Origin of the sequence: Streptomyces sp. NPDC059994, assembly GCF_042737755.1 — a bacterium.
GTDB lineage: Bacteria > Actinomycetota > Actinomycetes > Streptomycetales > Streptomycetaceae > Streptomyces.
In genome coordinates this window covers 94,311-107,287 of record NZ_JBHWUR010000018.1, presented here as the reverse complement: position 1 = coordinate 107,287, position 12,977 = coordinate 94,311, and the positions used below count along the sequence as shown (strand labels likewise).

14 protein-coding genes and 1 pseudogene are annotated in these 12,977 nt (G+C 70.7%); 7 read left to right on the top strand and 8 right to left on the bottom strand.

What is annotated here, in order from left to right; all coding sequences use genetic code 11:
- Nucleotides 1-333: 333 nt before the first annotated feature.
- Nucleotides 334-975 carry a DNA-3-methyladenine glycosylase gene (locus ACFWA7_RS12915; RefSeq protein WP_385540831.1) on the bottom strand — a complete coding sequence of 214 codons (642 nt, stop codon included), beginning with the start codon at nucleotides 973-975 and terminating at the stop codon, nucleotides 334-336.
- Nucleotides 976-1,060: 85 nt separating this feature from the next.
- Here ACFWA7_RS12915 and ACFWA7_RS12910 point away from each other — a divergent pair, with 85 nt between their 5' ends.
- The 3 genes from ACFWA7_RS12910 (at nucleotide 1,061) to ACFWA7_RS12900 (ending at nucleotide 3,132) form a co-directional block, all read left to right on the top strand.
- Complete coding sequence (locus ACFWA7_RS12910) at nucleotides 1,061-1,843, top strand: sporulation protein (RefSeq protein ID WP_385822763.1); 783 nt, start codon at nucleotides 1,061-1,063, stop codon at nucleotides 1,841-1,843.
- Nucleotides 1,844-1,931: 88 nt separating this feature from the next.
- Nucleotides 1,932-2,468, top strand: coding sequence for a YbhB/YbcL family Raf kinase inhibitor-like protein (locus ACFWA7_RS12905; RefSeq protein WP_385822761.1), 537 nt, complete (start codon nucleotides 1,932-1,934; stop codon nucleotides 2,466-2,468).
- A gap of 157 nt (nucleotides 2,469-2,625) precedes the next feature.
- Nucleotides 2,626-3,132, top strand: a complete 507-nt coding sequence (locus ACFWA7_RS12900) for an HNH endonuclease (RefSeq protein WP_385540836.1) — start codon at nucleotides 2,626-2,628, stop codon at nucleotides 3,130-3,132.
- Between the two features lie 131 nt (nucleotides 3,133-3,263).
- Here ACFWA7_RS12900 and ACFWA7_RS12895 read toward each other — a convergent pair whose 3' ends face one another.
- The 4 genes from ACFWA7_RS12895 to ACFWA7_RS12880 all read right to left on the bottom strand — a co-directional run bounded on the left by ACFWA7_RS12895 (nucleotide 3,264) and on the right by ACFWA7_RS12880 (nucleotide 6,412).
- Entirely contained in the window at nucleotides 3,264-4,037 is a 774-nt protein-coding gene (locus tag ACFWA7_RS12895) for a sulfite exporter TauE/SafE family protein (protein WP_385822759.1), read from the bottom strand.
- Nucleotides 4,038-4,130: 93 nt separating this feature from the next.
- Complete coding sequence (locus ACFWA7_RS12890) at nucleotides 4,131-5,060, bottom strand: SPFH domain-containing protein (protein ID WP_190093590.1); 930 nt, start codon at nucleotides 5,058-5,060, stop codon at nucleotides 4,131-4,133.
- A 79-nt stretch (nucleotides 5,061-5,139) separates the two neighbouring features.
- Complete coding sequence (locus tag ACFWA7_RS12885; protein ID WP_385822757.1) at nucleotides 5,140-5,562, bottom strand: NfeD family protein; 423 nt, start codon at nucleotides 5,560-5,562, stop codon at nucleotides 5,140-5,142.
- 58 nt (nucleotides 5,563-5,620) lie between these two features.
- A complete protein-coding gene (locus tag ACFWA7_RS12880; protein ID WP_385540843.1) occupies nucleotides 5,621-6,412 on the bottom strand; it encodes an ABC transporter ATP-binding protein in 792 nt (263 codons plus the stop codon).
- 136 nt (nucleotides 6,413-6,548) lie between these two features.
- On the opposite strand from ACFWA7_RS12880, the gene ACFWA7_RS12875 reads away from it, so the two are divergent.
- The gene (locus ACFWA7_RS12875; protein WP_385540845.1) at nucleotides 6,549-7,346 is read left to right on the top strand and encodes a hypothetical protein; all 798 of its coding nucleotides are present in this window, start codon (nucleotides 6,549-6,551) and stop codon (nucleotides 7,344-7,346) included.
- Nucleotides 7,347-7,714: 368 nt separating this feature from the next.
- Here the strand turns inward: ACFWA7_RS12875 and ACFWA7_RS12870 are convergent, their stop codons facing one another.
- From ACFWA7_RS12870 to ACFWA7_RS12860, 3 genes are all read right to left on the bottom strand, one after another.
- A complete protein-coding gene (locus ACFWA7_RS12870; RefSeq protein WP_385540847.1) occupies nucleotides 7,715-7,957 on the bottom strand; it encodes a chaplin in 243 nt (80 codons plus the stop codon).
- Nucleotides 7,958-8,126: 169 nt separating this feature from the next.
- The gene (locus ACFWA7_RS12865) at nucleotides 8,127-8,768 is read right to left on the bottom strand and encodes a response regulator (protein ID WP_385822755.1); all 642 of its coding nucleotides are present in this window, start codon (nucleotides 8,766-8,768) and stop codon (nucleotides 8,127-8,129) included.
- Nucleotides 8,761-9,906 carry a GAF domain-containing sensor histidine kinase gene (locus tag ACFWA7_RS12860; protein ID WP_385540851.1) on the bottom strand — a complete coding sequence of 382 codons (1,146 nt, stop codon included), beginning with the start codon at nucleotides 9,904-9,906 and terminating at the stop codon, nucleotides 8,761-8,763. Before ACFWA7_RS12860 ends, ACFWA7_RS12865 begins: the two co-directional genes overlap by 8 nt.
- Before the next feature lie 229 nt (nucleotides 9,907-10,135).
- On the opposite strand from ACFWA7_RS12860, the gene ACFWA7_RS12855 reads away from it, so the two are divergent.
- The 3 genes and pseudogenes from ACFWA7_RS12855 (at nucleotide 10,136) to ACFWA7_RS12845 (ending at nucleotide 12,974) form a co-directional block, all read left to right on the top strand.
- Nucleotides 10,136-10,834 carry an SDR family NAD(P)-dependent oxidoreductase gene (locus ACFWA7_RS12855; protein ID WP_385540853.1) on the top strand — a complete coding sequence of 233 codons (699 nt, stop codon included), beginning with the start codon at nucleotides 10,136-10,138 and terminating at the stop codon, nucleotides 10,832-10,834.
- Nucleotides 10,835-10,862: 28 nt separating this feature from the next.
- Nucleotides 10,863-11,992 (top strand): annotated as a pseudogene (locus ACFWA7_RS12850) (S-adenosylmethionine:tRNA ribosyltransferase-isomerase).
- Between the two features lie 274 nt (nucleotides 11,993-12,266).
- Nucleotides 12,267-12,974 carry a transglycosylase SLT domain-containing protein gene (locus ACFWA7_RS12845; RefSeq protein ID WP_385540855.1) on the top strand — a complete coding sequence of 236 codons (708 nt, stop codon included), beginning with the start codon at nucleotides 12,267-12,269 and terminating at the stop codon, nucleotides 12,972-12,974.
- The last annotated feature ends 3 nt before the right edge of the window (nucleotides 12,975-12,977 follow it).

Below are 12,977 nucleotides of genomic sequence, written 5' to 3'. Positions count from 1 at the left end.
CTCAAGGTACGGACGCTTCCTTTGTTCCCGTTTCCGGGCCCTCCGGGCGCTTCCTTCGTTTCCGACTCTATCAGACTCTTTCGTGTCCGATTCCCAGTCAGCGGGATTCGCTTTCCAGGTTTTCGCTTTCGCGTTTCCCTTTCGGCGTGGTCACTACTTTAGCCGATTCCCCGGGCGGCTCATAATCGAGCCAGTGAATCCGAATTCCGGCATGCCGAAAGAAGGACCCGTTGGGGTCAGTCGTAGGTAGTGGGTGGCCGCTTCGGGTTACTGCTGAACAGCAGGACCCGTCTCAAGCGGCTCGGGCTACGTTAGGCGTCGGGCCGGGCCGAGTCAAGTTGCACGGCGGCGTGGCTGATGTGCCCGGTACGGGCTGACTGTCGGATCGTCAGAGATCCAGAACCGCCAGGGATGTGGGGCTCCGTCGCCGCCCACGCCGGTGCGCGGTCCGCTGCGTACCAGGTCGGCCGGTGGCGGGGTCCCCGTAAGTACGGAGAGCGGGGCATCCGTGCCGGTGCAGACGTCCGTGCCGTCGAGGGCCCGGTCGATGTCCAGGGCCGTGGCCAGCCGGGCAGGCCCTTTGGCCAGTTCCTTGTCGTTTCGGGCCGAGATTCGACGTTTACGCGCGAGCTCCGCGCCTACCTGGATCTCGCCCGCCCGCAGCAGGACCCCACTCGCCGCGCCCTCCGGCCCGCACACCACGTTCAGGCAGTGCCACATCCCGTACGTGAAGTAGACGTACGCGTGGCCGGCCGGCCCGAACATCACGCTGTTGCGCGCCGTGCGTCCGCGGAAGGCGTGCGACCCGGGGTCGTTCGCGCCGTCGTACGCCTCCACCTCCGTGAGCCGCAGCTCGACCGGGCCGTCGGCGGTGCGGCGCACGAGGGTGCGGCCGAGGAGGTCCGGTGCGACCTCCAGGACGGGGCGGTCGAAGAAACCGCGCGGGAGTGGCGTACGTTCGGGGGCCGCGATCATGGCGTCCGAGAGTACCGGGTGGGGAGACGGAACCGGAGGCCGCGGTTTTGCGTTTAGTGGGGGCAGGATCTATGGAGGGAACAGCATGGGGTTCAAGCGTCTGCTTGCGAGTCTGGGTGCCGGTGGCGCTTCGGTGGAGACGGAGCTGGCCGAGGCGAACGTGGTACCGGGCGGTGTCGTCCAGGGCGAGGTGCGGATCCAGGGCGGATCCGTGGACCAGATGATCGAGGGGCTCTCGGTCGGTCTCCAGGCGCGGGTCGAGGTCGAGGGCGGTGACCACGAGAGCAAGCAGGACATCGAGTTCACCAAGCTGCGCCTCGGCGGCGCGTTCGAGGTGAAGGCGGGCGCGGTGCACGTGGTGCCGTTCGGCCTGGAGATTCCGTGGGAGACGCCGGTCACGACGGTCGACGGTCAGCCGCTGCGCGGGATGCACATCGGTGTGACGACGGAGCTGGAGATCGCGCGCGCTCTGGACTCGGGCGACCTGGACCCGATCAGCGTGCACCCGCTGCCGGCGCAGCAGGCGATCCTCAACGCCTTCATCCAGCTGGGCTTCCGCTTCAAGAGCGCGGACATGGAGCGCGGGCACATCCGCGGCACCCGCCAGCGGCTGCCGTTCTACCAGGAGATCGAGTTCCACGCGCCGTCGGAGTACCGGGGCCTCAACCAGGTGGAGCTGACCTTCGTCGCGGACGACCGCGCGATGGACGTGGTCCTGGAGATGGACAAGAAGCCGGGGCTGTTCAGCGAGGGCAGCGACTCGTACCGCTCGTTCCAGGTGGGTCTGCACGACTACCAGGCGACGGACTGGCCGGCCTATCTGCACCAGTGGCTGGCGGAGGTCGGCGGCCGGCGCAACTGGTTCTAGGCTCGCCCTCGTCACTGGATCCCGGTGTCACCGGGATCCAGTGCCTATGGTCTGCGATACCGATGGTTACCGATCAGGAGGTGCCCGCGTGAGCGAGCTCAAGAGGCCGCCGCTCCCCCATGACTTCCACCCCGAGGTGCCCTCGTTCACCGTGGTGAGCGAGGACGTCCAGGAGGGTGCGCCACTGCAGGACGCCCAGGTGTACGCGGCCGGGAACACGTCTCCCCACCTTCGGTGGGAGGGGTTCCCGGCCGAGACCGAGAGCTTCGCGGTGACGTGCTTCGACCCGGACGCCCCGACGGGCAGCGGGTTCTGGCACTGGGTGGTGTTCGACATCCCGGCGTCGGTGACCGAGCTGCCGGCAGGCGCGGGCAGCGGGAAGTTCGAGGGTCTGCCGGCCGGGGCGGTCCAGGTCCGCAACGACTACGGGTCGAAGGAATTCGGCGGAGCGGCTCCGCCGGCCGGTGAGTCGCACCGCTATGTCTTCACCGTGTACGCGGTGGATTCCGCGAAGCTGGGACCGGACGCGGACGTGTCGCCCGCCGTCGTCGGATTCAATCTGCGGTTCCACACTCTGGCACGCGCCCAGCTGATCGGTATGTACACGGGTCCCTCGAACAGCTGACTCCGGGTAGCTGATCGTTCCTTCATTGTTTGCCCTGCTCTGGTCTTGGAGAGATCAGAGCAGGGCATTTTTAATGCGTTGTCCGTCGTGGCGAGCCCGGCCAAAGTTGATCCAAGCCCGCCAGGGGGTGGGCCGGCACTACGCGGAGGTGGGCAGGATGCGGGACACGCTGGTACTGAATGCGAGCTTCGAGCCGCTGTCGACGGTCACTCTCAACCGTGCGGTCGTGCTGGTCCTCCAGGACAAGGCCGTCGTCGAGCAGGAGCATCCCGAGCTCAGGATGCGTGCGGCCGCCGTGGAGATACCGGTGCCGCGGGTGATCAGACTCTGCCGTTACGTACGGGTGCCGTTCCGAAGACAGGCTCCGTGGTCGAGAAGGGGGGTGCTGGTCCGGGACCAGCACCGGTGCGCGTACTGCGGAAGGCGCGCGACGACCGTGGACCACGTGGTGCCGCGGGCCCAGGGCGGGCGGGACAGCTGGCTCAATACGGTGGCGTCCTGCGCCGAGGACAACCACCGCAAGGCCGACCGGACGCCGGACGAGGCGGGGATGCCGTTGCTGCGCGAGCCGTTTGTGCCGTCGCCTGCGGATGCGATGCTGCTCGCTATGGCGGCAGGCGATCGGTCGGCGCTGCCGGAGTGGTTGGCTCGCGGGGCCGCGTAGGCGTTCCGCCGCTTGTGCGGTTCGTTTGGCTGTGGGCCGTCTCCGGCTGGTCGCGCAGTTCCCCGCGCCCCTTACCTGAAGACAAGGCATCACGGAGCCCGCCTACCCGTCGGAGGCGGGCTCCGTACCTTTTAGCGCAGCACCAGCTGCACGATCGCCACCACGCCCACCGCGATGATCACCCCCCGCAGCACCGCCGGCTTCAGGCGGCGGCCGACCTTGGCGCCGATCTGGCCGCCTATGGTCGAGCCGGCCGCGATGAGCAGGACGGCCGTCCAGTCGAAGTCGGCGACGAAGAGGAAGAAGACGGCGGCGATGCCGTTGACCAGGGCCGCGAGGATGTTCTTGACGGCGTTGACGCGTTGCAGGCTCTCGGGGAGCAGCAGGCCCATCAGGGAGAGGTAGAGCACGCCCTGGGCCGCGCCGAAGTAGCCCCCGTAGATGCTGGCGAAGAAGAGGCCGACGAGCAGGACGGGGCCGCCGTCGGGGCGGGCCTGGGTGCCGGTGGCCTCGCGGCGGCGCTTGACGGCGGCGGCGATGCGCGGCTGGAAGAGGACGAGCAGCAGCGCGAGGCCGACCAGTACGGGGACGATCGCGTCGAACGCGTCGGACGGCAGGGCGAGCAGCAGGATGGCGCCGACGAGCCCGCCGATCAGCGCGGTGGACGCGAGGCGCAGGATACGGCGGGTCTGGCCGCGCAGTTCGCGGCGGTAGCCGATGGCTCCGCTGATGGAGCCGGAGACCAGGCCGAGGGTGTTGGACACGTTCGCCGTGATCGGCGGGAGACCGGTGGCCAGCAGCACGGGAAAGGTGATCAGGGTGCCTGAGCCGACGATCGTGTTGATGGTGCCGGCGCCGATGCCGGCCGCGAAGACCGCGAGTGCTTCCCAGATGGACAAGGCCATCTCCTTACACAATCAGTGAGACGCCTCCCCGCCATGGAGGTCGGGGGGCCGCACTGATCATGCACGGATGTTGCACTACGCAGTCAACTGGTCTCAGTCTACGGGCGGTTCCTCGCGGCGCTCGGATCCCGTGTTGAAGCCGGGCATCCCGCTGCCGAGGTTGCCGAAGGCGCCGGACAGGCCCTTGAGCGCGTCGCCGATCTCGCTGGGCACGATCCAGAGCTTGTTGGCGTCGCCCTCGGCGATCTTCGGGAGCATCTGGAGGTACTGGTACGAGAGGAGCTTCTGGTCGGGGTCGCCCGCGTGGATGGACTCGAAGACCGTACGGATCGCCTGGGCCTCGCCCTCGGCGCGCAGTGCGGCCGCCTTGGCCTCACCTTCGGCGCGCAGGATCGCGGACTGCTTCTCGCCCTCGGCGCGCAGGATCTCGGACTGCCGGACACCTTCGGCCTGGAGGATCGCGGCGCGCTTGTCACGGTCGGCGCGCATCTGCTTCTCCATCGAGTCCTGGATGGAGGTCGGCGGCTCGATGGCCTTGAGCTCGACGCGGTTGACGCGGATGCCCCACTTGCCGGTGGCCTCGTCGAGGACGCCGCGCAGGGCCGCGTTGATCTCCTCGCGGGAGGTGAGGGTCCGCTCCAGGTCCATGCCGCCGATGATGTTGCGGAGCGTGGTGACGGTGAGCTGTTCGATCGCCTGGATGTAGCTGGCGACTTCGTACGTGGCGGCGCGGGCGTCGGTCACCTGGTAGTAGATGACGGTGTCGATGTTGACGACCAGGTTGTCCTGGGTGATCACCGGCTGCGGCGGGAACGGCACGACCTGCTCGCGGAGGTCGATGCGGTTGCGGATCGAGTCGATGAACGGGACGACGATGTTCAGGCCCGCGTTCAGCGTCCTCGTATAGCGGCCGAAGCGCTCCACGATGGCCGCGCTGGCCTGCGGGATCACCTGGATGGTCTTGATCAGGGCGATGAAGACCAGCACCACCAGAATGATCAGGACGATGATGATCGCTGACATCGCGTTCCCCGTGCCTTTCTTGCCTCTAGGAAGTGTCCGGCAGCCGTGCGGCCCCCGGCCCGGATGATCCTGGCATGGTTCACATGACGATGGCAGTCGCTCCGTCGATCTCGACCACATCGACCTGCTGGCCGGGTTCGAACGACTGGCCGCCGTCGAGGGCGCGGGCCGACCACACCTCGCCCGCCAGCTTGATCCTGCCGCCGCTGCCGTCGACCCTCTCCAGGACGACGGCCTGACGGCCCTTCAGCGCGTCGATGCCGGTGGCGAGGCGGGGCCGCTCGGCGCTGTGCCGGGCCGCGATGGGCCGGACGACGGCGATGAGGGCGACCGAGACCACCACGAAGACGAGGACCTGCGCGACGGTGCCCAGTCCCAGGCCCGCGGCCACGGCCGCGGCGACCGCGCCGACGGCCAGCATGCCGAATTCCGGCATGGCGGTCAGCACCAGAGGAATTCCGAGACCCGCCGCCGCGATCAGCCACCCAACCCATGCGTCCACGAGGTCATGGTAGGTCCGGGCACCCCGTCACGGACAGTGCGCCCGGGGAGCGCCCGGGTCAGCCGAGGGGCAGACCGGTCGCGGAGTAGCGGTCGCCGCGGTGTTCGACGACCAGCGGGAGCCCGAAGCAGAGGGAGAGGTTGCGGGAGGTGAGCTCGGTCTCCATGGGGCCCGCGGCGAGCACCTTGCCCTGGCGGATCATGAGGACGTGGGTGAAGCCGGGGGCGATCTCCTCGACGTGGTGCGTGACCATGACCATCGAGGGCGCGTACGGGTCGCGGGCGAGGCGGCCGAGGCGGCGGACCAGGTCCTCGCGGCCGCCCAGGTCGAGACCGGCGGCCGGCTCGTCGAGGAGCAGCAGCTCGGGGTCGGTCATCATCGCGCGGGCGATCAGGGTGCGCTTGCGCTCGCCTTCGGAGAGGGTGCCGAACTTCCGGTCGACGTAGTCGGTCATGCCGAGCCGGTCGAGGAAGGCGCGGGCGCGCTCCTCGTCGATGGCGTCGTACTGCTCCTGCCAGGTGGCGGTCATGCCGTACGCGGCGGTGAGCACCGTCTGGAGCACGGTCTGGCGCTTGGGCAGCTTGTCGGCCATGGCGACGCCGGCCATGCCGATGCGCGGGCGCAGCTCGAACACGTCGACCTTGCCGAGCCGGTCGCCGAGGATCTTCGCCGTACCGGTGGTCGGGAAGAGGTAGCTGGAGGCGATGTTGAGGAGGGTGGTCTTGCCGGCGCCGTTGGGGCCGAGGATCACCCAGCGCTCGCCCTCCTTGACCGACCAGGAGACGTCGTCCACCAGAGCGCGTCCGTCGCGGACCACGGATACGTCCACCAGCTCCAGTACATCGCTCATGAGCGCGTTGTCTCCCCATGCAATCGTCTTGAGGTCCGGGCTGTTCCTGTGCAGGGTCCCGGGGAAATCTCCCAGGGAAAACCTACGCCACTGAGGGAGTGGACCTGCCGTGAGGGCCAGTACCTAGGCTGGGTCCATGTTCTCGGAACCACGTTCAGGTCGGCTGGCCGCATGGGGAAATGCCCTGTTGGCCGGGAAAGTTTCACCGGATGACGCCGCGTCGGCGATCGTCGGGGACGACACGGTGCACCGGGTGGCGGGGCTGCCGGGTGAGGCGGCACCGGTGGGGCTCACGCTGGCGCTCGGGCGGCTGCGGGGGCTCGGGGTGACCGGCTTCCGGGTCGCGCTGCCCGCCCCGGGGCATCCGCTGGGGCTCAGCGGGCCGCCGGAGTTCAACGCGCGGGCGCTGGACGCGGAGGAGGCCGTCGTCGGCTTCGGGGCGCCGCACGGGCTGGTGCCGGAGGTCAGCGAGGTGGGGCCCGCGGGTGATGTGCGGGTGGAGGTCGTCTGGCAGTGCCTGGCGGTACGGGAGGCGCCGCCGGCCGATGTGCCCTCGCTCGGGGAGGCGGAGCGCGAGCTCGCGGAGGCGCTGCGGGAGGCGACGGCCGTTCTGACCCGGCTCGACGTCGCCGGGTCGGGGCCGGCGGCGGAGGCGGCGATCGACGCGTACCGGGCGCGGGCGGAGGGGCCGGACGACTCGGTCCTGGCTCCCGGTTATCCGCCGCGGGCGGTACGGGTGTTGGAGCTGGCCCGGCGGGTCGCGCTGCTGGTCGAGGTGGCGCGGGGGGCGGAGCACATCGGCGGGGCGGTGAGCGCGTCGGAGCTCGCGGCTCGGGCGGAGGCGTTGCGGCCGGTGGAGCGGGTGGCTCGACGGGCTCGGGTGGCGGCGTACAACTCGTATGTGGAGGGTCCCCCACCCCGCCCGTTCCCCTGAACCCTCCGGGGGGTGGGTGGGGGTGGAGGCTCGTTTCCCGGGGGCTGAGCCGCCGGACCCCCGTTGCGGGGGCTGCGCCGCCGGACCCCCGTTGCGGGGGCTGCGCCCCCTGCACCCCGCTTCGGGGCTGCGCCCCGGACCCCGTTCGTCGCAGGGCTTCTGTGGCCGGTCGCGCAGTTCCCCCGCGCCCCTGAAGACCGGCACCTCCAGCCCCTCCGGCGTTCGAGGAGTGGGGTGCACCTTCAGGGGCGCGGGGCTGTGGCATCGTGCGGCTCCGCCGCGGGCGCGATCAGCCCCCACCCACCCGCAGAAAAACACGGGGCCGGGGCGCAGCCCCTGGCGGGGTGGGGGCACACGAACGCTCGCGGTCAGGAGTTGGAGGACTCGTTTCCGAAGGCCGGGTTGAGTACGCCGATCACGTTCACCGAGTTGCCCGTGGCGTTGACCGGGACATGGACCGGCGCCTGGATCAGGTTGCCGGAGACCACGCCCGGGGAGTGGTCCGCCTTGCCGTCCGCGTTCGCTCCGTGCGCGGAGGCGGCACCGGCACCGGCTGCGACGATTCCTCCGGCGACCATGGCGACGGCGGCGGCCTTCTTCAGGTTCTTCACTTCAGGTTCCTCCTGGTCTCGCCGCGACGGTCCGCCGCAGCACGCCCTGGAGAACGCCCACCGGTCGCCGGGGATACGCCGGACGGGTGACATACACCCGACAGTATGAATCTCTCGCTGGAGTGTGACGATCCGTATTTACGGACCTTCACCTCTGTCCGGCGCCCCGTCAGTCCGTCAGGCCGTGGCGCACCGCCCACAGGGCGGCCTGGGTGCGGTCCGCCAGGTCCAGCTTCATCAGGATGTTGGAGACGTGTGTCTTCACCGTCTTCTCGGAGAGGACGAGTGCCCGGGCGATCTCCCGGTTCGAGCGGCCGTCGGCGATCAGGCCCAGGACCTCGCGCTCGCGCTCGGTGAGCGAGGTGCTCCGGCCCTGGCCGCCGCCCGCGTCGTCCTGGGAGAGCAGCGCGCCCGCGACCTCGGGCTGGAGAAGCACGTGTCCCGCGTGCACCGAGCGGATCGCGCCGGCCAGTGCCTCCGGGTCGACGTCCTTGTACACATAGCCCGCCGCGCCCGCCCGCAGCGCGGGCACCACCGTGCGCTGCTCGGTGAAGCTGGTGACGATCAGCACCTTCGCCGGGTTGGCCAGCGCGCGCAGCTTGCGCAGCGCCTCGATGCCGTCCATGCCGGGCATCTTCACGTCCATCAGGACGACGTCCGGCTTCAGCTCCTCGGCGCGGGCGACCCCCTCGGCCCCGTCGGCGGCCTCACCGACGACCTCTATGTCGTCCTGGACCTCCAGGAACGTCCGCAGGCCGCGGCGGACCACCTGGTGGTCGTCGACCAGGAGGACTTTGATGCTGTCAGCCACCTGGCACCTCCATCTCGATCGTGGCGCCCTCTCCGGGCGCCGATTTCACGATGAGCCGGCCCCCGACGCCGCTCGCCCGGTGCCGCATCGACACCAGGCCGAGGTGACGGCCGGCGCGGCGGACCGCACGGGGTTCGAATCCGCGGCCGTCGTCGACGATCCGCAGGGCGGCGCCCTGGCCGCGTCGTATGAGGACGACCGAGACGTGCTCGGCGTCCGAGTGGCGCAGGGCGTTGTGCAGGGCCTCCTGGGCGACGCGCAGCAGCGCCTCCTCCTGGGCGGGCGGCAGTGCCCGTACTCCACAGTTCTCGAAGGTGACCTCGGCGCTGTGGGCACGGTCGAGGACCTGGATCTGGGTGCGCAGGGTGTTGACCAGGCCGTCTTCTTCCAGGGCGGCCGGGCGCAGTTCGACCACGGCCGCGCGCAGTTCGTCGGCGGCCTCGGCGGCGAGCGCGGCGACCTGCTGGAGCTCGTCCTTGGCGCGCGCGGGGTCGCGGTCCACGAGGGCGGTAGCGGCCTGGGCGGTGAGCCGGAGCGAGAAGAGCTTCTGGCTGACCGCGTCGTGCAGCTCGTGGGCGAGGCGGGTGCGCTCCTCGGTGATGGTGAGCTCGCGGCTGCGCTCGTAGAGCCGGGCGTTGGTCAGGGCGATCGCCGCGTGCTGGGCGAGGATGCCGAGCAGTTCGGCGTCGTCCTCGGTGAAGCCGCAGCCGCCCTCCGGCTTGGGGCAGCGCTTGTTGGCGAGGAAGAGCGTGCCCAGCGTCTCGTCGCCGTCGCGGATCGGCACGCCCAGGAAGTCGGACATGTCGGGGTGCGCGGCGGGCCAGCCGCCGAAGCGGGGGTCCTTGCGGACGTCGGCGATCCGCTCCGGCTTCTGTTCGTTGAGCATCGCCGCGAGGATGCCGTGCTGGCGCGGCAGCGGGCCGATCGCCTTCCACTGCTCGTCGCTGACGCCGTCGACGACGAACTGCGCGAAGCCGCCGTGGTCGTCGGGGACGCCGAGTGCCGCGTACTCCGCGTCGAGCAGGTCGCGGGCCGACGCGACGATCGTCTTGAGGACGTCGCGCACCTCCAGATGCCTGCTCATCGCGAGGAGTGCGGTGCTCACGGCGGCGAGGCCGGAGCTCGGTCGGTGGCTCATGGGATCACCGTACCCGTGGGTTGTGACGGTCCGTATCCGCCTGTGGACGGCGGTCGGCTGGGTCCCGGGGACTAGGTCGAAGTGCCTTGGGCGGCTGGGGCGTGCGGCTGAGGCGGCGGGGGCGGGCGGGGAGTGACGCTGGGGCTGTCGGCGGACCCCGGCTCGCGCGGCCGACGCGCACCGCCGACGCGGGACAGTGACGCGGCGGACTGCGAGGGGACGGAACATCATGCCGGTAGCGATCATCACGGGGGCTTCGAAGGGACTCGGGCGGGCGCTCGCGAGGGCACTGGCCGCACGCGGCTGGGACCTCGTCCTGGATGCCAGAACGGCGTCCGTACTGAAGGAGACCGCCGACGCGCTCGACGGGCACGGAACGAAGGTCGTGGCCCTCGCCGGGGACGTGACCGACGCCGTGCACCGCCGGGCGCTGGTGGCGGCGGCCGGGGAGCTGGGCGGGCTCGATCTGCTGGTGCACAACGCGAGCGCGCTCGGCGCCGAGCCGCTGGTGGCGCTGGAGCGGCAGAGCCTGGACGGGTTCCGGGCGGCCCTGGAGACCAATGTGGTGGCGGCGCTCGGGCTCGTACAGGAGTCGCTCGGCCTGCTGCGGGGCTCGGGGGCGGGGGCGGTGCTGGCGGTGAGTTCGGACGCGGCGGCCGAGGCCTATGCGACCTGGGGCGGGTACGGGGCGTCCAAGGCGGCGCTCGACCAGCTGGCGGCCGTGCTCGCGGTGGAGGAGCCGGGGCTGCGGGTGTGGGCGGTGGACCCGGGCGATATGCGGACCGATCTGTACCGGGCGGCCGTGCCGGGTGACGAGGAGGAGCGGCCGGAGCCGGAGACGGTGGTGCCCGGATTCCTGAGCCTGATCGAGCGCCGCCCCGCGAGCGGGCGGTACGCGGCTCCCGCGCTGGTGGAGGTGGCCCGGTGAGGCGGAGCCCTGGCGGAACGGGGCCGCGATGACGGCGGACATCGCCATCCGGGTGCCCGAGGAGCTGATGGCCTCGGTGCCCGCCGAGGTGCGCGGTTCGGGGCGGGACGACGTGCGGCCGATGGTGTCGCACGGCACCGAGGTCTCCCATCACGCGTTCCGGGAGCCGGCCGGGCAGCTGCGGGCCGGGGATGTCCTGGTCGTCAACACGTCGGCGACCATGCCGTCGGCCGTGGACGGCACGGTGGCCGGCGAGCGGGTGGTCGTGCACTTCTCGACGCTGGGCCCGGACGGGCGCTGGGTGGTCGAGCTGCGCACCCCGGAGCCGTCGGGCAGCACCCGCCGGCGGACCGGTACGCGCGCGTGGACGACGGTGGCGCTGCCGGGCGGGCGGTGCCTGGCCCTGGAGGAGCCGCTCAGCGCGGCCGGGGACCGGCTGTGGTGGGCCCGTGCGGACACCCCGGACGTGCCGGGGCTGCTCGCGCGGTACGGGCGGCCGATCCGGTACGCGTACACCTCGGGCGACCAGCCGCTCTCCGCTTACCAGACCGTCTTCGCGCTGCCCTCGCCGGACGGGGTGGGCTCGGCGGAGATGCCGAGCGCGGCGCGGCCCTTCACGGTGGAGCTGGTCGTGGAGCTGGTGCGGCGCGGGGTGCGGTTCGCGCCGATCACCCTGCATACGGGGGTGGCCTCGGCGGAGGCGCACGAGCCGCCGTATCCGGAGCGGTTCGAGGTACCGGTGTCCACTGCACGGCTGGTGAACGCGGCCCGGGCGGGGAGAAAGCGGGGGGCGCGAAGCGCTTCCTTGAATGGGCGGTGGCGGGCGACGGGCGGGCGGATCGTGGCGGTGGGGACGACCGCGGTGCGGGCCCTTGAGTCGGCGGCCGGGGTGGACGGGGTGGTACGGCCCGCGTCGGGGTGGAGGGACCTGGTGGTGACGCCCGGCGCGGGGTACGCGTGGTGGACGGGCTGCTGACCGGGCTGCACGAGCCGGAGGCCTCGCACCTATTGATGCTGGAGGCGCTCGCGGGGCGGGCGGCGACACGCGCCGCGTACACCCAGGCGCTGAGCGGGCTCTACCTCTGGCACGAGTTCGGCGACGTCCATCTCATCCTTCCGGACGAGGGTCGTCACACACCGAATTGCTCCTGCAACTGATGGTGAGACCGTTGCGTGGCCGATGTGAGCCCGCGCATAGGACGCACATCACTTACGAAGCGGCGTAGTGGATCCATAAAGGCCCTGTAAGCGGGGTGAGCAGGGGCGGGAGGCACTTTTTCCCGGCCCCTGATCCACTATCCGGGTTCGTACGTCACACCTTTGCCACAGGATTTTGCGGCCGCTAAGAATGGCTCCCGTCGCACAGCGCTGCGGCTCACCGCCGCGGCGCTTTCGTGTGCCGTCCCCGTCATTCGGAAGAGGTCCCACAACCATGCCCGAGTCCAGCAACCCTGGTCCCAGCCGTCTGAACAAGACGCACAAGATCTCGATTGCCGGTGTCGCCGCTCTCGGCGCCGCCGCCCTCGCCTTCTCGGTCCTGCCGGGCAGCGGCGAGGCGGGTACCGCCGTGGCCGCCGAGCCCGTCGCCTTCTCCGTGACCGCCGCCGGCACCAACGCGAAGGCCGTCGAGGCGAGCGTCGCCAAGCAGCACGTCACCGCCGTCAAGCAGGCCAAGGCGAAGGCCGCGGCCGACGCGAAGGCCAAGGTCGAGGCGGAGGCGAAGGCCAAGGCCGCGGCGAAGGCCAAGGCCGCGGCCCTGGCGAAGAAGCGCGCGGCCGACGCCGCCGCGAGCCGCGCCGCCGCCCGCAAGCCGGTGTACGCCAACAACCTGGACGGCTGGATCAAGCAGTCCCTGGACATCATGAAGTCCAAGGGCATCCCGGGTTCGTACAACGGTCTGTACCGCAACATCATGCGCGAGTCGACCGGCAACCCGAACGCGATCAACGGCTGGGACATCAACGCCATCAACGGCGTCCCGTCGAAGGGCCTTCTTCAGGTCATCCAGCCGACGTTCAACGCGTTCCACGTGTCCGGCACGTCGACCAACATCTACGACCCGGTCGCCAACATCACCGCCGCGGCGAACTACGCGGCCGGCAAGTACGGCTCGATCGACAACGTCAACGGCGCCTACTGACAG